The following is a 19,179-nucleotide window of genomic DNA, read 5'->3' as shown; positions in this document are numbered from 1 at the left end:
ATATGGCTTTGAACGTCGCTGATCTGCTCGAACATGCTGTGGACGCGGTGCCCGATCGCACCGCAATCATTTGTGGAGACCGGCAGGTCACCTACCGTGAGCTCGACGAGCGCGCCAACCGGTTGGCGCACCATCTCGCCTCGCGCGGCGTCGGCAAGGGTGACCATGTCGGCGTGTACTCGCGCAACTCGATCGAGGCGCTCGAGACGATGATCGCGACGTACAAGCTGCGCGCGATCTCGGTCAGCATCAACTACCGCTATACCGCCGAGGAGGTCCGCTACATCGTCGACAACGCGGACCTGGTGGCGCTGGTGCACGAACGTCGCTACGCCGACATCGTCGCCGAGGTGCTGCCGCAGACGCCGAAGCTCACCGACGTGGTGGTGGTAGACGACGCCTCGGACGCAGATTTCAGTCGCTACAACGGTGTCGAATACAACGAAGCCATCGCCGCGCAATCGCCCGAACGGGATTTCGACGAGCGCAGTTCTGACGACACCTACATCCTGTACACCGGTGGCACTACGGGTTTCCCCAAGGGCGTGATGTGGCGGCACGAAGATGTGTGGCGTGCGCTCGGTGGCGGTATCAACCATGTCACCGGTGAATACGTGAAGGACGAATGGGAACTGGCGAACAACGCCAAGCAGTCCCCGGTCGGTATCGTGATGGCGCCGCTGTCGCCGCTGATTCACGGTGCGGCGCAATGGGCGGCGTTCATCGCCCTGAACTCCGGTGGCACCGTCGTTTTCATTCCGCAGTTCGATGCCGATGTGGTGTGGCAGACGGTGGAAAAGCATCGCGTCAATGTGCTCACCGTTGTCGGCGACGCCATGGCCAAGCCGCTGCTCGACGCCTACAAGGCCGGTAGTTATGATTCGTCGTCGCTGTGGGCGTTCACGAGCCATGCCGCGCTGTTCTCGCAGTCACTGAAACAGGAATACCTCGAACTGTTCCCGAATGTGTTCATCACCGATGTCATCGGTTCGTCCGAGAGCGGCGGAACGGGCCTCGGTGTGGTGAGCAAGGATTCCGACCATTCGCAGGGTCCCCGGGTGAAGTTCAGTGCGCAGGCCGCGCTGATCGATGACGACGGCAACCTGGTCGAGCCGAAACCCGGTGCCACCGGCCGGATGGCGCGCACCGGTCACGTGCCGATCGGCTACTACAAGGACCCGGAGAAGACCAAGACGATCTTCGTCGAGACCGGTGGCAAGCGCTACGTCGTGCCGGGCGACTACGCCCGCTACGAGGAAGACGGCACCGTCACCCTGCTCGGTCGCGGTTCGGAATGCATCAACACCGGCGGCGAGAAGGTGTTCCCCGAGGAGGTCGAGGGCGCACTCAAGTCGCACCCGGACGTTTTCGACGCGCTGGTCATCGGACTGAAGGACGACCGGTACGGCCAGACCGTCGCCGCGATCATCCAGCCCCGCTCCGGCGCCACCATCGACCTGACCGAGCTGGATGCCCACGCCCGCACCAAGATCGCCGGTTACAAGGCGCCCCGTTCGTACTGGACCGTCGACGAGATGATGCGTCAGCCCAGTGGCAAGGCCAACTACCCGGCGGCCAAGAAGTACGCCGCCGAGCATGCCGACGAGGCCGCGTCGCCGCGCTGACCGAGAGCGATCAAAGGGCCCCTGACCATTAGGTCAGGGGCCCTTTGACGTGCAAGCGGGTCAGCCGTGCCGACCTCGGTCCGCCCGAAGCCGCTCGATGGCCCGATCGATCGCCGTCGCCCGATCGGCCGACGGATCCGCCCGCAGTTCGAAGCCGATGAGCCGGTTGGCGACCGCCGTATTGCCGAGGACCATGCCGAGCAGGGTGTTCATCTCGTCGGCGGGCTTGCTCGGGGTCTGCGGGACCGGCACCGCGCGCGGCACGGCACCGCCGCTCGACGTGCCCTGCCGCGACACTGCGAAAGCGGCGATACCGATCAACAAGATCACCGCCCCGATCGGCACCATGTCCCGCGCCGATTCGAGATTCTGGCGTTGTCTCTCGGCCAGCTCCTCGTAGCTGGTCACCCCGTGCGAGTCCCCGTACGTCCAGCACTCCGTACCGGGCGTCATGGCCTTCCCGTCACAGATCGGTGCGGCGTCGGGATCATTGACGTAGCCGAAGATTCCGACGCCGAGAAGAACCAACCCGATCGGTATCGCGATGAACGCGACCAGCTTCGCCAAGCCGTTGTGCGCACCGCGCTGTTCGCCGGTCATCGTCCACCCATCCGCGCGATCCTGTTCCCGCACAATGCCTTCGCCATCCTGTTGTATCAGATGGCGGCCCGCTCGGGCGGCGGACGATGCGGCCACTATCGGTTGGGGAAGGAACCGACGAGGCCGCCGCTCCTTCAATAGCGGCAGGGCCTTCTGCACGGTGAAGAACACGCCCTTGAAGTTCACGTCGAAGGATCGGTCCACGTCGGCTTCGGTCAATTCGGTGATCGTGGTGAAGATGGCGGTGCCCGCGTTGGTGAAGATCGCGTCGAGGTGGCCGCGCCAGGTGCTGATCGAACGCATCAGGGCGTCCAGGTCGTCGAGGTTCGCGGCGTCGGCCCGGACCGCGAGGACACGTGGTCCGGCGTCGAGTTCGGTTGCGGCGCAGTGCAATCGGTCTTCAACGCGGCCGGTGATGACAACGTAGGCGCCCTCGTCGAGCAGGCGCCGGGCCGTGGCCAGACCATGCCCGAGGTGCCGCCGGTGATGAGGACTGTTCTGTTCCCGCGGCCGGGCTGTGCACTATTAGGCGGTGGCCGGGCAGGTCGGGCAGTTACACAACACAGCAAACACCAGCGGTCCGGCGACTCGACAGACCGCTAGCGGCGTCACCACCGTGACAACCCCCCATATTCCGCAGGACATGCCCGGGGCCGCCACTGGTGCGTGCACCGGGCGGGTTCGATATCGCTTGACGCAACTGTCGTCCGTGTTCGTCGCCATCCGGCCGCGGGAACCGTTCCACGATCAAGAGATTCCTCGCGGCGCTACCTGGGATTGGCAGGCAGACGCTGCGGATCCTGGTCGCTGAGGGAGGCAGCGCTACACCCGCGCGCATCAAGGACCTCACCGGCGCGAAGAGCCCTTCGGGCGTGAAATCCGCACAGCGGCACGCGTTCCGGTCGATGCCGCTGCGGCCGTGGCAGCCTGGATGGCTCATCGAGAGGAAGCACCTCGACAACCGCCAAGAGGCCGCGATCGAGCGGTACTTTGTCCGTGTGAACCTGCTGTCCTCGGTTCGCGAGGTACTTGACCAGATCGACAGAGAGCACCGGTGACAGTTCGGCTCCGACACCGAGCCGACTTCACGGAATACCCAGGGGGAGAACAGAACAATGACGGCTGACCCGACACCTTTCGGAAGCGGCAGTGGCGGCGGGCCTACCGGCCCCGACTGGCCGAAGATCAGCGGGATAGCCGCGGTCGTCGCAATTCCGATCGCGATCCTCGCGATCGTCGTGCAGTGCGCCACCAACTCGACTCCCACCACTGCTGATACCAGCAGTGGTGGGACACCGGTCACCAACTCGCACCCCGCACCCCCGGTCTCGTCGACCACACCCCCTGGACAGGAGCTGTGTGACGGTCCGAATGATCTGCGGATCTGCGTGATGAAGGACCACTCCGGCAGTCTCAGTTATTGGGCCACCACGAATGTCTCGGACGACTGCACCATCACGATTGGTCTGTACGACGACGACAGCGACTACCTCGGGCCGGTCTTCGAGCCGACTAAGGAACCGTGTGAGCGGGCCCAGGCGTATCGCCCACCGGACCTGGGCGACCCGACCGCGGGCCGCAGGTACCACTCCGAGCTGGCGGTGGAATGGAGCGACGGCAGAGTCGAGGTCTACAAGAGTCCAACTCTCGTGTGGTGATCCGACCGGCGGTGACATCCCGGCACGCGACGGCGTGCGCTGCTTCCACCCGAACAGCGACGCGCCGCCGCCCAGCCATTCCTAACCGCTCGAAGCCGCACGGCCCGACCGACTCCAATCACCAGAGCAAACGGCTTCAATCACCAGTTCATAAGAGCAGATCCCAGGCTCGCCTGCGTTCCCATCGTCGACGTGCCACGCCGTGGGCCCAACGGAGACGGCAACGCGATAGGTTCGGAACCGGCGAATCGGGATCGCTAGATCGTGTAGGAATCCGCGATGACCAGGCGGTTGCCCCATTTTGTGTGTGTGTCCTGCCGCAATCGAACCTGCGATCTTCCAGTGGGCCACTGTGAACTGGCGAGACCGCTGCTCGGCATCCAGACGGGCTGTTGATCACTCGGTCGACTGAGCGAAGCGCACGTCGCAGGTTCTTGATCGCTGGAATCGAACCTGCGACACCTCACCTGGAGCTTGCGTCCGGCAGCGGCCTCGCGCGCGAGAATGCTGACCAGAAATCCTGCTGAGAGTAGCTGTCACAGGTTCGTGCGTTCCCGGGCAGATCCAAGAGGGGACGCGGGCGACGGGGAAACGAATTCGCGTGGCGAACTCCTCACGTCGGCGATCACAGCACGATTTCGGCCCACCAGATGCCGCAATTCGGTGGTTCCCGGCGTGGCGTTCGGGAATGATCGCGGCATGGTCTCTCGAGTGCAGCACGTGGCGATCGATTGTGCGGATGCCTATGCGCTGTCTCTGTTCTGGAGCGCTGTCACCGGCAGCCCGACGCATCCGGAGGACGGACCGGGTGCCGAGGAGACTCAAGTGTTGCTCGCCGAGGGCCCGGTACTCCATTTCAACCAGGTACCCGAGTCCAAGACGATCAAGAACCGGATCCACCTGTGTCTGCGCCCCGAGAACTCACGCGATGAGGAGGTGGACCGGCTGCGCGGCATCGGTGCTACTTTTGTCGCCGATCACCGGAACCCTGATGGCTCGGGCTGGGTGATCCTCGCTGATCCCGAAGGCAACGAGTTCTGCGTGCTGCGCAACAATTCCGGCTGTGAGTCGTAAACCGGGCCGACCAGCTGCGGCACAAGCGGTTTGCGCCCTCCTGCAATCGGTTGGGGGCACACCAGGAAGCCGCAGGCACAGCATCTAGCACCGACCCACATCCAGCGCGTAGCTACCTGACATCGCTACCAGCATCCGCTCCAGACCCCAGTCGGGATCGAGGATCGGGACGTACAGGGCACCAACGCAACTCGCCGACAGCTCGCACGGCTCGTCACAGTTTGCTGGTAAGCCGACGTGTCACTACATGTCGAATTTGCGAGGCTCAAGCCCTAGTTCGGCCAGACATCGGCATGTGCGGATGTCTGGAGCCGCATCGGATCTCAGCGGCCCACCGAGTGCTCAGCGGCAGAAGCGGACGTTGTCTGCCGCAGCGCGTCCGAGCCGCTCACATCCCTTCGGCGAAGACCAGCCGCACGGAAACGCCGGACTTCCGGATTTCACGAGCGGCGCGGTATTCCGGTGAGTCGTACCATGCCCTGACCTGATCGAGATCGGGAAACTCGAGCACAACCACACGCCCCGGCCAGTCGCCCTCCAGAACCTCGGGCACGGCGGCCACTAGATATCGGCCGCCGTACTGGCGAATCGAGGGCTCAGCCAGCTTCCAGTACGCCAAGCCAACCTGCTCGTCGTGTACCTCGGCCTCGACTACGACGTAGGCTGCCATCCGTAACTCCTGTCGCCGCGCAGACGGCTTCGATGTATCGATCTTGTTCTCGCCGAAGGTACTTCACGCGAGCAGACCCGGCCGCGCAGGTGACCCCTGTGCATCGGCAACACGGTCCAGCTGGCCTGTGACAACAGCGGCACCCTGAACCAGGGGCAGTCCAGCACTCGCCAGATCGCCCCGGGCTACGAGCCACAGTCCTCACCGATCTGCTCGCGAACCTCTCCGCGATCGGCTTGCCCGACGAGCAGGAGAGCGACGTCCGCGACATCATCGACTCGGTGATGGCCGAGGTCGTTCGTGAAGAACCCGACCCCGGGATGATCCGCCGCGGCAAGGCAGCGATCAAGGGGTACCTGAGCGAGTTCGCTTCCAGCATCGCTCAGGCCGCCACTACCGAAGGGGCAGCCTTCATCCGCGCTGACTACATCGCGTAAGTACACACCGACGAGAACTCCCCCACGACACCTTCCACCTCCTCGCAACCACGACCCTGACACCTGGTACATGGGATGGGCGAGGTCTCGCCGAAGGTGGCAATGCAGGTGTTCGGAAAACGAGACGCCTACCGGACAACTCGTTACAAGCGGCCGTTGGACGAAGCAACCCGGCGCACGCGCTTGTAGGCTCCACGCATAACCGATTCGATGTGGGGGTAGGCATTGGCAGGCAACGGATTACGCCGCGTCGCAGCAGCCCTGGCGATGGCACTGGTTGCAACGGGTAGCGGCGCGGGACTGGGCGTTGCGGCCCCGCAGGCGCCGACCGTGGTGAGCGTGGAGCTGCCCACCCCGACCGGCCTGTCCTCGGTCGGGGTCACCGAATGGCATCTGATCGACAGGAACCGCACCGATCCGTGGACCGGCGGGCCACGAGAAGTGCTGGCCCAGATCTGGTACCCCGCCGAGCACACCGCGGCCCAGGCCGCACCGTGGATGCCGTCGGGTGCTTCGACCGCGCAGGAGGAATTCCTCAGCGAGCTCGACGTTCCCGCCGGCACCTGGACCCTCGCCTCGAGCCACAGCCGCCGCGACGCACCGGTCCGCAAGCGCGATAGTGGGTTCCCGGTCCTGTTGAACTCTCCCGGAATGGGCGACGCCACCGGCTGGAGCACCGCCCAAGCCGAGGATCTCGCCAGCCACGGTTACGTGGTCGTCGCCCTCAATCACACCCACGAATCGTTCGCCGTCGAGTTCCCCGACGGTCGCACCGCTCTGACACAGGTACCGCTGGATTCCCCTCAGGAAGTTCTGCGTGACCTGTTGCTGCCCACCCGGGTGGCCGACACCCGCTTCGTCCTCGACGAACTGACCGCCGCCCACACCGACGAGCCGAGCGCGAAGGCGCTACCGGTCGGACTCATCGAGAACCTGGACTCGAGCCGGGTGGCGATGTTCGGGCACTCGCTCGGGGGGTCGACCACTATGCAAGCCCTACACGAGGACTCCCGGATCCGGGCGGGGGTGAACTTGGACGGTCCGGTGCTCGGATCCGTCGCCGAGAGCGGTCTCGACCAACCGCTGCTGATGTTGGCCGGTGAGTTCTCGCCGTGGTTCGGTGAGCCGGGCTGGGAGCCGTATTGGCAGAACAACACCGGACTGAAGGTCCCGCTGCGGGTACGGGGAACTCAGCACATGTCGTTCTGCGACCAGCAACTGATCCTTGCCCGTCTCGCCGACACCGGGCTCCTTCCCGGTGAGGTGCGACAGAAGGCGGTCGGTGTCATCGACCCGGCCCGCTCGATCGACCTGCAACGCACCTACCTGCGCACCTGGTTCGACAGCGTCTTCGGCCGCGCCGACCTCACCGCAACGGTCACCGGCCTGGCGCAGCCGGAAGTCATGCCTTACCCGTAGATCGACGTGATCGACGTGTTCTAGAAAGAATTCTTTTCGAATGGTCCAGTCGATCTTCGTGAGTCGCCTCTGTTATCGGCGGGGCAACAGCGTCTGTATTGCGCGCAGCTCAGGGATCCCGATGACGTAGGCGGCGATGGCGAAGGCGAGTATCGCTGCGGTGGCCCCGACGACGCGGGTGACCGTGGTGGCGACGGTGGAGAAGCCGAGCAGGCCGTGGCGGCGACGTAGCAGGATGTGACCGGCGATCGCGCCGACGACGTAGGCCAACGAGCTCGCGACGCTGAGCATGACGATCACGGTGCGGTCGGCCAGCAGGGTGGCGACCGCGACGAGAATACTGACCTTGGTGGTGACCATGATCAGGTTGAGCAGGGCGGGGGTGCGGGTGTCGTTGTAGGCGTAGAACACTCGCATCGGCAGCATGACGCGCCAGACCGATGGCGGAGCAGGCGACGGCGGTGCCGATCAGCGCGGCAGTCGGAGTCGACGCGGCCGGTGAACACCAGTGCCGTGACCTGGACCGAGTAGACCGGACCGCCCCGACGAGCCAGGCTCGAAGAGACCGCGACAAACCTCGAAGCCCGCATCATCGAGGCAAAACGCGAAGGCTGGCTAGACGAAGTCGAGGGCCTGCAGGTCAGCTGCAGCGGCGTCGACGACAAGCTCGCCCAGGTCGACGCCACGTCCAGCGAACCAGGCAGCGACCGAATTCGGCATCCTTGGATTCGATGACCCCAGGGACGCAATACCTTCGGGGAAGCAGCAGGGTCTCAGCGCTGAACGGCCTCCAGAACGAAGAACAGGAAGCTCAGGAACGCCCCAGAGGTGGACTTCGCCAGCGCGTCTGGAAAGAGTTCGCGGGCGCCTGGCGCCGGAGGCGGTTCGCTGATGACAGTGGTGCGGAAGCCCGCCATGGCGAAAGCGTCGGTCATCGCATGCAACGGCCGATGCCAGTAGGTGAGCACGGCCTTCTGACCGTTGAAAGTGTATTCGTCGGAGTGCTTGACGGTCGCAAAGTAGTCGGCGTCGCGATAGAGCAATTTGAAGACGAGTGGGTGATTGACGGACATGATCAGCCGGCCGCCGGGCTTCAGAACGCGCCGCAACTCGGCCAGCGGCGCAGTCCAGTCCTCCAGGTAGTGCAGCACCAGCGACGCGATGACATCGTCGAACGCACCGTCGGGAAACGGCAATGGGCTGCCGATATCGGCGACCTGCAGGGCCGCTTCGGCGCCGAGTCGCTGACGAGCCAGCTCCACCATCTTGGCGCTGGCGTCGAAGCCGGTCACAATGGCACCGCGGTCACGCAGAGCCGCGAAGATGGGACCGGAGCCGCAGCCGGCGTCGAGTATCTTCCTGCCGGTCACGTCTCCGGCAAGGTCCACGATCGCGGGCCGCGCGTAATAGCCGTTGATGAGGTTGGTTTCGGTTTCGGCCGCATACCCCTCAGCGAAGCTGTCGTAGTCGTTTTCCACAGCCACATCGGCTGCCCCGGCGGAACTCTCGGAAATGGCAGGCATGTTGACCATCCTGCCGATCAACCAAACATGACGCCAGGAGATCATCCCGACCGCCAATCGCCCACTCGGGCAATAGATTCCGCCAGGGCAGGTCAAATGCTCAGCAAAGAACCCTTGCTGCAACTCTCCATCACCCCGTCCGGGCGTGCCGCACTGCACGAATTCATCGCCTCGGCGGCCAAGCCGACCGCGATCCGCGACGAGGTGGTGGTCAAGGTCCAGGGCATGGACGTCGAGGACACCGCGGCGGCGCGGGCGGCGCTCGCCGAGCGGATGGAATGGGCGCGAGCGAAATTAGCTCGGTACGAACGCCTTCGGAACAGACTGCTCGACGGCCGCAGCGAACAGGCCTACCTCGCCGAGGCCGAGCGCATCGGACCTTATCTCACCCTGCTGCGCGGAATCTCCTTCGAACAGGAGAACATTCGCTGGGCCGAGTACGCCTTGGCGGCGATCGATCGACGCGTCACCTCGAACATCTAGCGTCGCGCACGCGCCCGGGGTCAGCGCACGGCTTCCCGTTGGCTCAAACCCGCGCAAGATTCCTCGCCGTGGCGTACGCCGGTATGGCGGGATAGCGGCAGCCGCCGCAAGAGCGATGCGTGTTCATGGACCGCGAGCAGGTCGAGGAATTGGACGGTCGGTGAGCGGGTGTGGTGGTGCTGGCACTACCGCCGCAGGACAGCAGGCGGGAACCCGTATTCGGGTGCGCGTGGCATGGGCGGGCGGGTTGTCGATTCCTAGGCTCGAAATCGTCGGGAACGCACCGATGATTTCCGGCTCGAACAGGAGAAAAGACACTGCTCATGAACCGATTTCGGTGGAACTCCGGTAAAGCGGGCCTTTCAGTTGTTGTGGTGGGTGCGGTGCTCGCGGTGGCCGCGTGCGGGAGTGGGGCGTCGGTGGGGGCATCGGACGAGGTGGTGACGATGCCGCCACCTGCGGTGGCTGCCGCGATGGACGCGGTGGTTCGCCAGGGGTTCCCGGGTGTGCAGGTGGTGGTCGACGGGCCCGGCGGACATCGGACGTTCAGTGCGGGCGTCGGTGACCTGGGTACCGGCGCACCGTTCCCGGCGGACGCGCGCGTCCGGATCGGGAGCAACACCAAGACCTACGTGACCACGGTGATCATGCAACTGGTCGCCGAGGGGAAGGTCGACCTGGACGCGTCGATCGAGCGCTACCTGCCCGGGGTGGTGCGCGGCAGCGGCAACGACGGCAACCGGATCACCGTGCGGCAGGTGTTGCAGCACACCAGTGGGGTGCCCGACTACCTCGGTCGTGGCTCCGGCGACGGCATCACAGCCCAGAACTCCGAACAGCTCGACCCGGACGAGGAGGCGCTGCGGTGGCAGCACTTCGAGATGACCGAGTTGGTTCGGCGGGCGATGACAACACCACCACAGTTCGAACCGGGCGCGAAATCGGTGTACACGAACACCAACTACCTGCTGGCCGGTCTGCTGATCGAACGGGTGACGGGCAATCCGGCCGCCGACGAGATCGGGCGCCGGATCCTCGAGCCGCTCGGTCTGCGCGACACCTATGTGCCCGCTTCCCGCGAAACCGGCATCCGTGGCCCGCATGCCCGTGGCTACCATCGGGTCGACGGTGAGCCGGTCGATTTCACCGACTTCGACCCGTCCTGGGCTGCCACCGCCGGTGACATGGTCGCCACCGCGACCGATCTGAACCGCTTCTTCATCGCGTTGCTGTCCGGAAAGCTTTTGCCGCCTGCGCAATTGGCGGAGATGCAGCGCACCGTGCCGTTCGACCGGATGCCGGGCGCGGACTACGGGCTCGCTCTGATCCATCGGACCGCGTCGTGCGGTGCGCAGGTGTGGGGGCACGGCGGCAGCATTCCTGGTTTCGAGACGCGCAACGGCGTCACGGCCGATGGCACTGCGGTGACCGTCACGGTCAACCAGTTGCCGACGACCGAGGAAGAGGCGGATGCGGTCAACGGCGTGTTGGACGCCGCCCTGTGCGCGTCGTGATCGCCTGCCCGACCGCTCCCCTATGCGGCCGAACAACTTTCGAGGAGAAACAGTGAAACGCGCCAAAGGGCTGCCTCTCGCCCTGACCGGCCTGATGGCCTGTGCCGCCCTGATCGGCTGTGCCGGTCCCGATGCCGAGGCGGAGTCCCACACCGCGGTGCCTGCCCGGTTCACCGGTCAGCATCTGGAGTGGAAAGACTGCGGGGTTCCGAAACTGGACGAGGCGGGGGCACAGTGCGCCGACGTCACCGTGCCGGTGGATTACGCCGACCCGCAGGGGCCGACTCTTACGGTGGCGATCTCCCGGATCGCCGGTACCGACCCGCAGCGCGGCGTCATGCTGTCGAATTCGGGCGGTCCCGGTGGTGAAGGTCTGGACTTCATGGTCGATGTCGGCAAGGCGATGACGCCCGAGGTGCGGGCTCGCTACGACCTCATCGGGATGGACCCTCGTGGTGTCGGTCGCTCGTCGGCCGTCGACTGCAAGTGGCCGGTCGGCTTCGGGTTGCATTCGGCGGGCCTCGACGCGGCCGGCTTCGCGGAATCCGTTGCGATGCAAGGTGATCTGGCCGCCCGTTGTGCCGCTACCGAAGGGGCGCGGCTGCCCCACATCACCACCCGCAACACCGCACGGGACATGGACGTCATCCGCGGCCTTCTCGGCGCGGAGAAGATCAGCTACTTCGGCACCTCGTACGGCACCTACCTCGGTGCGGTGTACATGCAGATGTTCCCCGACCGCAGCGACCGGATGGTGCTCGACAGCGCGGCCGACCCGGACGAGTACGGGCCGGTCGGCATGATGCAGGCCATGGGTCCGCTCAACGAGGCCGCGTTCGATCTGTGGGCGGAGTGGGTCGCGGCACGCGACGCGGAATACCACTTCGGTACCAGCCGCGCCCAGGTTCGCGAGGCCGTTCAAGAGTTGATCGGACGGGCCGCCGTCACGCCGATCCGGTTGGGCGAGTATGAGATCGACGAACACTGGCTGCCGGTGGTGTTGTTCGTCGGGCTGGACAGCCCCGACCAGTACGAGATGGTGGCCCGACAAATCCGGACCATCGCCGATGCCGCCGCGGGCAAACCGGCCCAGCCCGACGAGACATTGGATTCCACCCTCGGATTCGCCTTGAAGGCACGGCCGAAAGACAATTCGTCGCAGATGGCGATCATGTGCGGTGATGTGGCCACGCCGCGCGATCCCGAGTTCTACCGGCGCAATATCGAGGCCGCCCGCGCCACCCAGCCGCTGTTCGCCGGGTTCACCAACAACATCACCCCGTGCGCGTTCTGGGCACCGCCGGTCGAACCGACGACGGTGGTGCGCAACTCGGTGCCTGCCCTGATCGTGCAATCCACCGGTGACACCAGGACCACCTACGACGGAGCGGTCGCCCTGCACGAAGATCTGAGCGCTTCGCGCATGGTCACCCTCCAGGACGTGCCGATCCACTGGATCTTCGGGCGCTACCAGAACTCCTGCGTGTACTCGGCCGTGAACACCTACTTCCGCGACGGCACACTGCCCACCGACGACATGACCTGTCGAGCCGACTGACCGGAATCGGGCGAAGCCCTGAACCCTGCACGGGTTCAGGGCTTCACGCGTTCAAGTAGGCGAGCACGGCGAGTACCCGCCGATGGCCGACGTCCTCGGCAGACAGCCCGAGCTTCGCGAAAATGCTCCGAATGTGTTTGTGCACAGCGCCTTCGCTGACTACCAACCGCTCGGCGATGGTCGCGTTGTTGTGGCCCTCCGCCATCAGCGCGAGCACCTCGCGCTCGCGGGCGGTCAGCGCGGCCATCGGGTCGTCGGCTTTGCGCCGCACCAGCAGCTGCGAGATCACCTCGGGGTCCATCGCGGTGCCACCCGCCGCGACCCGGCGCAGCGAATCGAGGAAGCGATCGACCTTGCCGACGCGCTCCTTGAGCAGATAGCCGACACCACCCATCCCGTCGCCGAGCAGTTCCGCGGCGTAGCTGTCCTCCACCCAGGACGACAGCACCAGCACGGGCAGTCCGGGGTGCAGTTTGCGGGCGCTGACGGCCGCGCGTAAGCCGTCGTCGGTGAACGTCGGCGGCAGGCGCACATCGACGACCACCGCGTCCGGGCGATCAGCGGCCACCGCCGTGAGGAAGTCGTCGGCGTTGTCCACGGCGGCGACCACCTCGATACCCGCCGTGCTCAGCAGCAGCACCAGGCCCTCGCGCAGCAGGGCATTGTCCTCGGCGATCATGACCCGCACGGCAACTCCACCCGCACTACAGTAGGGCCACCTGGTGGACTGGTCAGCGCCATCCGGCCGTCGAGTGCCTCGGCCCTGCGCCGGATTCCGGCCAGCCCGCCGTCGTAGGTCTCCACGGCGCCGCCCACGCCGTCGTCGCGGATCTCGATCGTCAACAGCTCGGGAGCACCGCCCAGCACCAGCGAGATGCCCGAGGCGCCGGAATGCTTGGTGGCGTTGGTGAGTGCCTCGGTGATGACGAAGTACGCCGCCGCCTCCACCGCGGCGGGTCGCCTGCCCACCTCGTGGAGCTCGAGCGCACAGGGAATCGGGTTGCGGGCGGCCACGGCCGCGACCGCACTGGCCAGGCCACGATCGGTGAGCACCGGCGGATACACGTTGCGCACCACATCGCGCAGCTCGGCCAGCGCGGCCGTCGCGGTGTCCTGCGCCTTGCGCACGAGCTCGCGGGCGGTTTCCGGGTCCTGGTCGCGCAGCTGGTCGGCCAGTCCGAGCTGCATGATCACCGCCGCGAGCCGGGCCTGCGCCCCGTCGTGCAGGTCGCGCTCGATGCGGCGCAGTTCGGCGCCGTGCGCGTCGAGCGCGGCGGCGCGGGTGGCGGTGAGGGCCGCGACCCGGTCGGCCAGCAGGGCGCCTTCGGGTGGTTTCAGCAGGGCGCGGGTGGCCATCGCCTGCCAGCGCGCGGCGACCGGAAGTTGCAGGGTCACCAGGGCCACCGGTACTGCGAGGACGAAGCTCAGAATCGCCCTCGGCCACGAGTCGACCGTGAAGCCGAAACTGGCGAACTCCTCCCCCGGCGGCATCAGCTGCCAGAATGCGGGGATTGTCAGCTGAATGAGGGTGCTGAGCGGGAGCGCGAGAGCGAATACCGCGAGGTAGAGGCCGGTCAGCGCGTGGGCTGCCAACCAGCCGAAGTCTCGGCGGTTCGCCGGATCGGTGAACACCGTCGCGACCCGCTGCCGCAGTCCACCGGTGAACGGCTGATAGGCCTGCACCGCAGGCTCACCGAGGTACCGTGCCGCCCGGCGCCGATCGAACGACACCAACGGCCGGACCAGCCGAACAGCCTCGGGCAGTGCCGGTATGCCGACCCCGATCAAGCAGAAAGCGCCGACGATCAGCAGGCCGACCACCGCGAACAGCGCGAGCAGAGCGGTGACGCCACCGACCGCCAGGTACCAGACAGCGCCCGGCAACCGCCGTGCTTTGTCTCGCGCCGCGCGCAGGGCCTTCATCACCTCGCCATGCTGTCAGAACAGGACGCGACCGCGCCCGGCCGGTGCGCCGTCGGCACTGACCCAGAACTCCTTGACCCCAAGTCGAGTTGAGGTCTTAGCGTGGCGTTCGTCGATCACCACGCGAGAGGACATGCTCATGATTCTGGTTACCGGGGCCACCGGAAATATCGGCGGCCCGTTGCTGAAAGAGTTGCGGGCGTTCAGCTCCGAGCCGATCAGGGCACTCACTCGTGATCTTTCCGGCGCTGCCTTCCCGGCGGGGGTCGAGGCGGTCGAGGGCGACCTGGCCGACCCCGCCTCGGTGGCGACGGCGCTGGAGGGAGTGCGGTCGATGTTCCTCGTGCCGGGGATCGGGCCGGACGCCGAGATCATCGACCGCGCCCGCCGAGCCGGTGTCGACCATGTGGTTCTGGTGTCGTCGATCACCGTGGAGACCCACCCTCACCTCGGTCCCGCAGTCGACAAGGCGTCGGTGGAGAAGATTCTCGAGGCCAGTGGAATGGATTGGACGATTCTGCGGCCGACGCAGTTCGCGTCCAATGCGCTCATGTGGGCGCCGACCATCCAGGCGGGTCTGCCCGTCCAGCTGCCCTACGCCGACGTCGGGCTCCCCACGATTCACCCCGCCGATATCGCCTCGGTGGTCCGGGTCGCGCTGACCGAGCCCGGGCACCGAGGGCAACGGTATGCGCTCACCGGCCCCGCACCGGTGAGCGCGCGTCAGCAGGTGACGACCATCGCCGGGCTGCTGCACCGCGACGTCGAGGTCACCGAGATCACCCGCGAGCAAGCCCGGGCAAGGATGGTCGCGGTCTTCGGGGAGGACGCCGCCGACGCCGTCCTAGATGTGACGGGTGGCGATGTAAACGACGCGCTGCTGCGGGTGCGTGACACCGTCACGCGGGTGACGGGGTCGACGGCCAGGACCTTCGAGCAGTGGGCCGAGGAGAACATCGACTCCTTCCGGTGATGGTCACCGGTTGGGGAACGAACCGACGAGTCCGCCGTCGATGACGAGGTCCTGCCCGGTGATGTAGGAGGCGTCGTCGGAAGCCAGAAAAGTCACCGCCGCAGCGACTTCCGCGCCGTGACCGACGGCGCCCAGCGGTACCTGTGCGGCGTTGCGTGCGTCGGCCTCGGGGTCGGTGGTGGCGTCGCCGGTAGGCCGCGGTACAGCGTCCACGAGGCGTTGAGGACGACCGCGGAACCGTGAAGAACACGCCTTTGAAGTTGATGTCGACAGACTGGTCGACGTCGGCCTCGGTGAGTTCCGAGGCGGGTTTGAATATCCCGGACGGCGTCGAGGTGGCCACGCCAGCGCTGGGTGGAGTGCATCAGGGCATCGAGGTCGTCGGGTTCGCCACGTCGGCGCGAACGGTCAGCACCCGTTGGCTCGCATCGAGTTCGGCTGCGGCACTGCACCATCGGTCGTCGTCACGTCCCGTGACGACGACAAAGGCGCCTTCGTCGAGGAGGCGACGTGCGGTGGCCAGGCCCATGCCCGAGGTACCGCCGGTGATGAGAACGGTGCGGTTGGCAAAACGATACATACCGACGATCCTGTGGGTCGCTCCGGTGTTTCAGCGCAGGTAAAGATGTTTCCGCTCGACCGACTCCAACCGAAGCACTCGGGCGATCGCGTCCAGCGCCTCACCGGACACGTTGATGCCCCGCCCCTGCTTGAGCCAGGTGTAGCAGGACACGCCGACCCCGGTGAGTTGGGCCGACTCTGCGCTCCCAAGGCCCGGAGCAGCCTGCGCGATCAGCGGCATTTCCGTGCGTTCACGCCAGATGCGGAGCCAGGATCGCCGCGCCTGCACGTACGGCGGCCCAGTCGGTTTCGTCCTGCCGGACCAGCGCCTGCGGCAACCACGTCCGGCGCTGCACCTGTTCCCGAATCAGCGCAGGGATATCGAGCTCGATCCCCGGGACGACACCGGCCACAGCCAGGTGGTCCACACGCTCCTGCATGGCTTGCAGTAATCGGTGGTCGAAATCGATTACAGCAGACACGAATTCCTCCGTGCTCACCGTCCTCAGGCCCGACAGCGGCGCGGAGAACGTGATCTCACCATCGGGATCGGGTGTGAACTGCCACGCCACAGTGACCGTGTCCTCGGGGCCGAGGGTGCGCCACCACCGAAACGCGGGCCCGAATCGCAGATACGAGGTGTCAGTCCATCGCAGGCTGTACGCCTCGGAGGCGGCCTCGACCGCTGGATTGTCGAGGAGATCCGGATCGCCGGCGTCGACCCACTCCTCGGCGCCAGCGGCGAAAAACTTCGCCAAATCATCCGGCACCGGCTCGAGGGCCGAGGGCAGAACGGCGAGCAGGTCCTCCCACAGCCGCACCACGTAATAGTCCACCCACGACGTTACGGCAGCGCCGCCATCGCCAATCATGTTCGTGGTCCGCTCGGCATATCTCAGCAGCTCGACACCACCAACCTCCAGGCAGTACCACCCCTGGGTGAGCCCGAACCAATGCAGACGGCGATGCTCCCCCCACGGAACAACCTTCTCGAGGGGCGCCAGCTCGAACCGGACACGCATCATGCCCCCGATTCAACTGATCACCCCGCGCGCTGTCGACCACATTCGTGGGTCGGCGGGTAGATCGCCCTGCGGACGTACTGGGCGTTCATCGACCACTTGCACTGCGTGGAGGTCAAACACGACGCGATGTAATCGGCATTTCAGGATGCTTCTACCGGTCTGGTTGTAGCAATGTGGTCCAAGAGCGATCTGGGGAAGCCCGCCCGCGCCGAACCCCGTGTCCCGGGTCCGCGGACCGGTGGTGGCGGTTCCACCACCGCCTAACCGATCAACCACGATCCGCGCTCGTGCCGCGCCGAATCATGGGGCTGCTGTAGGGAGAGGTGACATCGCAATATCTCACCCCGGCGAGCACCGCGACCTTTTCGCGACGCAAGCCAGGAGTGCGTCGGATCCGAGTGTCGCCCACGGCCAAACCGGTATCCTCAAGGGTCTCCCTGGCACGCCGAGACCACAAGAATTCCTTCATCTCGGCGCTCCGTCTGACCCGTGCTTCGGTGGACAGCGTGGCTCAACTCATGGCGACGATGGAATGCACCGCGCGATCGCGGATTCGGTGCGGCGATGCTCCTACGATGAACCGCATGACAGTCACCATGAGCAATGTCGGGATCGTCGTCGAGGATCTCGGGGTGGCGATCGACTTCTTCCAGGAGCTCGGTTTGGAGCTCGAGGGGCGGGCCATGGTGGCGGGCGAGTGGGCCGGGCGGGTGACCGGGCTCGGGGACCAGCGGGTCGAGATCGCCATGATGCGCACGCCGGATGGGCACAGTCGACTCGAACTCTCGCGGTTTCTCGAGCCCGAGGTGGTCGCCGATCACCGCACCGCCCCGGTGAACGCGCTGGGGTATCTGCGGGTCATGTTCCAGGTGGACGACCTCGACGACACACTCGAACGCTTGCGCAAGCATGGTGCGCGGGTGGTCGACGAGGTGGTGCGGTACGAAGATGTCTATCGGCTCTGCTACGTGCGCGGTCCCGAAGGGTTGCTGATCGGGCTGGCCGAAGAATTGGGGTAGGCGTGCGCTGAGTTCCGCCGGATCTGTTCGCGAAGGATGTCGCCGTGACCTGCGTGTCTGGCGAACTCCTCGATCATGGCGAGCAGCGTCCAGCGCATGCTGACCTTCCCCTCGCCGGGGATGTCGAGGGTGTCGTCGAGGTCGAAGCGGGCGGCGATGTCGCGGGAGCGGCGACTCGCGCGTTCGAACTCGGCGATGACATCGGCCAGCGATTCGTCATCGGACACGGCGAACGTCCCTTCGTCGCGGCGCGAGTATCCGTCGCATTCCGATTCCGCGAGCCCGGCCCAGAACCGCTGAAACCAGATCCGCTCGGCACCGGCCGCGTGTTTGAGAAGCGATATCGGCGTGGTGAGCGATGGGACGAGACGTCTACGTGCGTCGGTTTCCGACAGCCCGCGGGCGGTGTCGATGAGCGCTTCGCGGTTGCGGTCGAGCATATTCTCGAGGAGCATCCGCTCCCCACCACTGGTAATTCGTTCGGTCTTCATCTCTTTCACTCCATTTCGGTTGTGCCAGAATGCGCGGATGGCCATCAAGTTCGATGCTGTCGACGCCGCGTTGCTCGCCGAGCTGGCGCGGGATCCCCGGGCGCCGATTCTCGAGCTGGCGCAGCGGCTCGGGATCGCGCGGAACACGGTGCAGGCGCGGATGAAGCGGCTCGAGTCCTCGGGGGCGGTGCGGGGGTATCCGCCGGATATCGATGTGGCGGCGATCGGGTTCGCGGTGCACGCGTTTCTCGGAATCGAGCTCGATCAGAACAAGATGGACCCGATCATCGAGCGGTTGCGCGACTTCCCGCATGTGCTCGAGGTGCACGCGACGACCGGTCGCGCCGATCTGCTGGTCCGGGTGGCCGCGCGCTCACAGCAGGATCTGCTGGAGATCATTCAGCGGGTGCACGCCATCGACGGGGTCAACCATACCGAGACGATGCTCGCGCTGGCTACACCGATCGGGTATCGGAGCCTGCCGCTGGTCGAGGATCTGACCGCACGTCGATCCGACGACGATGTGAGCTAGGTCTCTCGGCTCGAGCAGATTGACTCATCCGCATCAGTGTCCTAGATCACTTTTGAGCAGTCTGATCAACTTTTTGTGTGACTGTTGACACAGT

21 protein-coding genes and 1 pseudogene are annotated in these 19,179 nt (G+C 65.8%); 11 read left to right on the top strand and 11 right to left on the bottom strand.

Annotated features, from left to right (window positions below):
* Window positions 1-2 precede the first annotated feature (2 nt).
* Entirely contained in the window at window positions 3-1,625 is a 1,623-nt protein-coding gene (locus tag HYG95_RS14730) for an acyl-CoA synthetase (RefSeq protein ID WP_181698509.1), read from the top strand.
* Window positions 1,626-1,685: 60 nt separating this feature from the next.
* Here HYG95_RS14730 and HYG95_RS24525 read toward each other — a convergent pair whose 3' ends face one another.
* Complete coding sequence (locus HYG95_RS24525) at window positions 1,686-2,642, bottom strand: SDR family NAD(P)-dependent oxidoreductase (RefSeq protein WP_370465803.1); 957 nt, start codon at window positions 2,640-2,642, stop codon at window positions 1,686-1,688.
* A 698-nt stretch (window positions 2,643-3,340) separates the two neighbouring features.
* On the opposite strand from HYG95_RS24525, the gene HYG95_RS14720 reads away from it, so the two are divergent.
* Window positions 3,341-3,883, top strand: a complete 543-nt coding sequence (locus tag HYG95_RS14720; RefSeq protein WP_181698508.1) for a hypothetical protein — start codon at window positions 3,341-3,343, stop codon at window positions 3,881-3,883.
* Between the two features lie 699 nt (window positions 3,884-4,582).
* The gene (locus HYG95_RS14715) at window positions 4,583-4,957 is read left to right on the top strand and encodes a VOC family protein (RefSeq protein ID WP_181698507.1); all 375 of its coding nucleotides are present in this window, start codon (window positions 4,583-4,585) and stop codon (window positions 4,955-4,957) included.
* A 388-nt stretch (window positions 4,958-5,345) separates the two neighbouring features.
* Here HYG95_RS14715 and HYG95_RS14710 read toward each other — a convergent pair whose 3' ends face one another.
* Window positions 5,346-5,627 (bottom strand): DUF1330 domain-containing protein, encoded by a 282-nt coding sequence (locus HYG95_RS14710; protein WP_181698506.1) that lies wholly within the window; start codon window positions 5,625-5,627, stop codon window positions 5,346-5,348.
* 236 nt (window positions 5,628-5,863) lie between these two features.
* On the opposite strand from HYG95_RS14710, the gene HYG95_RS14705 reads away from it, so the two are divergent.
* Together HYG95_RS14705 and HYG95_RS14700 are read left to right on the top strand one after the other, a co-directional pair.
* Window positions 5,864-6,064 carry a hypothetical protein gene (locus tag HYG95_RS14705; protein WP_181698505.1) on the top strand — a complete coding sequence of 67 codons (201 nt, stop codon included), beginning with the start codon at window positions 5,864-5,866 and terminating at the stop codon, window positions 6,062-6,064.
* Between the two features lie 267 nt (window positions 6,065-6,331).
* Window positions 6,332-7,483 (top strand): hypothetical protein, encoded by a 1,152-nt coding sequence (locus HYG95_RS14700; protein WP_181698504.1) that lies wholly within the window; start codon window positions 6,332-6,334, stop codon window positions 7,481-7,483.
* Between the two features lie 72 nt (window positions 7,484-7,555).
* On the opposite strand, the gene HYG95_RS14695 is transcribed toward HYG95_RS14700, so the two are convergent.
* Both HYG95_RS14695 and HYG95_RS14690 read right to left on the bottom strand, forming a co-directional pair.
* Window positions 7,556-7,909 (bottom strand): lipid II flippase MurJ, encoded by a 354-nt coding sequence (locus tag HYG95_RS14695; RefSeq protein WP_181698503.1) that lies wholly within the window; start codon window positions 7,907-7,909, stop codon window positions 7,556-7,558.
* A 347-nt stretch (window positions 7,910-8,256) separates the two neighbouring features.
* Window positions 8,257-9,051 (bottom strand): class I SAM-dependent methyltransferase, encoded by a 795-nt coding sequence (locus HYG95_RS14690; RefSeq protein WP_255495355.1) that lies wholly within the window; start codon window positions 9,049-9,051, stop codon window positions 8,257-8,259.
* Window positions 9,052-9,132: 81 nt separating this feature from the next.
* Here HYG95_RS14690 and HYG95_RS14685 point away from each other — a divergent pair.
* The 3 genes and pseudogenes from HYG95_RS14685 to HYG95_RS14675 all read left to right on the top strand — a co-directional run.
* A pseudogene (locus tag HYG95_RS14685) lies at window positions 9,133-9,489 on the top strand (PadR family transcriptional regulator); the annotation flags it as partial.
* Between the two features lie 323 nt (window positions 9,490-9,812).
* Entirely contained in the window at window positions 9,813-11,003 is a 1,191-nt protein-coding gene (locus HYG95_RS14680; RefSeq protein ID WP_181698500.1) for a serine hydrolase, read from the top strand.
* A 52-nt stretch (window positions 11,004-11,055) separates the two neighbouring features.
* Window positions 11,056-12,561: an alpha/beta fold hydrolase gene (locus tag HYG95_RS14675; RefSeq protein ID WP_370465799.1), complete on the top strand. Its 1,506-nt coding sequence runs from the start codon at window positions 11,056-11,058 to the stop codon at window positions 12,559-12,561.
* A gap of 43 nt (window positions 12,562-12,604) precedes the next feature.
* Here the strand turns inward: HYG95_RS14675 and HYG95_RS14670 are convergent, their stop codons facing one another.
* Together HYG95_RS14670 and HYG95_RS14665 are read right to left on the bottom strand one after the other, a co-directional pair.
* Entirely contained in the window at window positions 12,605-13,249 is a 645-nt protein-coding gene (locus tag HYG95_RS14670; RefSeq protein ID WP_067493207.1) for a response regulator transcription factor, read from the bottom strand.
* Window positions 13,237-14,484: a sensor histidine kinase gene (locus HYG95_RS14665; RefSeq protein WP_181698541.1), complete on the bottom strand. Its 1,248-nt coding sequence runs from the start codon at window positions 14,482-14,484 to the stop codon at window positions 13,237-13,239. The genes HYG95_RS14670 and HYG95_RS14665 overlap by 13 nt, the downstream gene beginning before the upstream one ends.
* 139 nt (window positions 14,485-14,623) lie before the next feature.
* Between HYG95_RS14665 and HYG95_RS14660 the strand changes: the two genes are divergently transcribed.
* Window positions 14,624-15,457, top strand: coding sequence for an SDR family oxidoreductase (locus HYG95_RS14660; RefSeq protein WP_181698498.1), 834 nt, complete (start codon window positions 14,624-14,626; stop codon window positions 15,455-15,457).
* Window positions 15,458-15,460: 3 nt separating this feature from the next.
* Here the strand turns inward: HYG95_RS14660 and HYG95_RS25165 are convergent, their stop codons facing one another.
* From HYG95_RS25165 to HYG95_RS14645, 4 genes are all read right to left on the bottom strand, one after another.
* Window positions 15,461-15,670, bottom strand: a complete 210-nt coding sequence (locus HYG95_RS25165; protein WP_370465798.1) for an SDR family oxidoreductase — start codon at window positions 15,668-15,670, stop codon at window positions 15,461-15,463.
* A gap of 151 nt (window positions 15,671-15,821) precedes the next feature.
* The gene (locus tag HYG95_RS24860) at window positions 15,822-16,037 is read right to left on the bottom strand and encodes an SDR family NAD(P)-dependent oxidoreductase (protein ID WP_255495354.1); all 216 of its coding nucleotides are present in this window, start codon (window positions 16,035-16,037) and stop codon (window positions 15,822-15,824) included.
* 30 nt (window positions 16,038-16,067) lie between these two features.
* Window positions 16,068-16,259 carry a helix-turn-helix domain-containing protein gene (locus tag HYG95_RS14650; protein ID WP_181698497.1) on the bottom strand — a complete coding sequence of 64 codons (192 nt, stop codon included), beginning with the start codon at window positions 16,257-16,259 and terminating at the stop codon, window positions 16,068-16,070.
* Between the two features lie 10 nt (window positions 16,260-16,269).
* The gene (locus HYG95_RS14645) at window positions 16,270-17,043 is read right to left on the bottom strand and encodes a DUF5984 family protein (RefSeq protein ID WP_181698496.1); all 774 of its coding nucleotides are present in this window, start codon (window positions 17,041-17,043) and stop codon (window positions 16,270-16,272) included.
* Window positions 17,044-17,627: 584 nt separating this feature from the next.
* Here HYG95_RS14645 and HYG95_RS14640 point away from each other — a divergent pair.
* Window positions 17,628-18,062, top strand: a complete 435-nt coding sequence (locus HYG95_RS14640; protein ID WP_181698540.1) for a VOC family protein — start codon at window positions 17,628-17,630, stop codon at window positions 18,060-18,062.
* Here HYG95_RS14640 and HYG95_RS14635 read toward each other — a convergent pair.
* Entirely contained in the window at window positions 18,008-18,553 is a 546-nt protein-coding gene (locus tag HYG95_RS14635) for a DinB family protein (protein ID WP_181698495.1), read from the bottom strand. The genes HYG95_RS14640 and HYG95_RS14635 overlap by 55 nt on opposite strands.
* Window positions 18,554-18,590: 37 nt before the next feature.
* Between HYG95_RS14635 and HYG95_RS14630 the strand changes: the two genes are divergently transcribed.
* Complete coding sequence (locus HYG95_RS14630; RefSeq protein WP_067493199.1) at window positions 18,591-19,085, top strand: Lrp/AsnC family transcriptional regulator; 495 nt, start codon at window positions 18,591-18,593, stop codon at window positions 19,083-19,085.
* Window positions 19,086-19,179: the final 94 nt, after the last annotated feature.

Origin of the sequence: Nocardia sp. GTS18 (assembly GCF_013839555.1) — a bacterium.
Taxonomy (GTDB): Bacteria; Actinomycetota; Actinomycetes; order Mycobacteriales; family Mycobacteriaceae; genus Nocardia; species Nocardia rosealba.
Note: the sequence above shows the minus strand (reverse complement) of the source record. Positions and strands in the feature narration are given on the sequence as shown.

Coding starts and splice junctions, on each gene's coding strand:
- HYG95_RS14730 (WP_181698509.1), top strand. CDS start 3: ATGGCTTTGAACGTCGCTGATCTGCTCGAACATGCTGTGGACGCGGTG.
- HYG95_RS14720 (WP_181698508.1), top strand. CDS start 3,341: ATGACGGCTGACCCGACACCTTTCGGAAGCGGCAGTGGCGGCGGGCCT.
- HYG95_RS14715 (WP_181698507.1), top strand. CDS start 4,583: ATGGTCTCTCGAGTGCAGCACGTGGCGATCGATTGTGCGGATGCCTAT.
- HYG95_RS14710 (WP_181698506.1), bottom strand. CDS start 5,627: ATGGCAGCCTACGTCGTAGTCGAGGCCGAGGTACACGACGAGCAGGTT.
- HYG95_RS14700 (WP_181698504.1), top strand. CDS start 6,332: ATGGCACTGGTTGCAACGGGTAGCGGCGCGGGACTGGGCGTTGCGGCC.
- HYG95_RS14695 (WP_181698503.1), bottom strand. CDS start 7,909: ATGCTGCCGATGCGAGTGTTCTACGCCTACAACGACACCCGCACCCCC.
- HYG95_RS14690 (WP_255495355.1), bottom strand. CDS start 9,051: ATGATCTCCTGGCGTCATGTTTGGTTGATCGGCAGGATGGTCAACATG.
- HYG95_RS14680 (WP_181698500.1), top strand. CDS start 9,813: ATGAACCGATTTCGGTGGAACTCCGGTAAAGCGGGCCTTTCAGTTGTT.
- HYG95_RS14665 (WP_181698541.1), bottom strand. CDS start 14,484: ATGAAGGCCCTGCGCGCGGCGCGAGACAAAGCACGGCGGTTGCCGGGC.
- HYG95_RS14660 (WP_181698498.1), top strand. CDS start 14,624: ATGATTCTGGTTACCGGGGCCACCGGAAATATCGGCGGCCCGTTGCTG.
- HYG95_RS24860 (WP_255495354.1), bottom strand. CDS start 16,037: ATGTATCGTTTTGCCAACCGCACCGTTCTCATCACCGGCGGTACCTCG.
- HYG95_RS14650 (WP_181698497.1), bottom strand. CDS start 16,259: ATGCCGCTGATCGCGCAGGCTGCTCCGGGCCTTGGGAGCGCAGAGTCG.
- HYG95_RS14645 (WP_181698496.1), bottom strand. CDS start 17,043: ATGATGCGTGTCCGGTTCGAGCTGGCGCCCCTCGAGAAGGTTGTTCCG.
- HYG95_RS14640 (WP_181698540.1), top strand. CDS start 17,628: ATGACAGTCACCATGAGCAATGTCGGGATCGTCGTCGAGGATCTCGGG.
- HYG95_RS14635 (WP_181698495.1), bottom strand. CDS start 18,553: ATGAAGACCGAACGAATTACCAGTGGTGGGGAGCGGATGCTCCTCGAG.
- HYG95_RS14630 (WP_067493199.1), top strand. CDS start 18,591: ATGGCCATCAAGTTCGATGCTGTCGACGCCGCGTTGCTCGCCGAGCTG.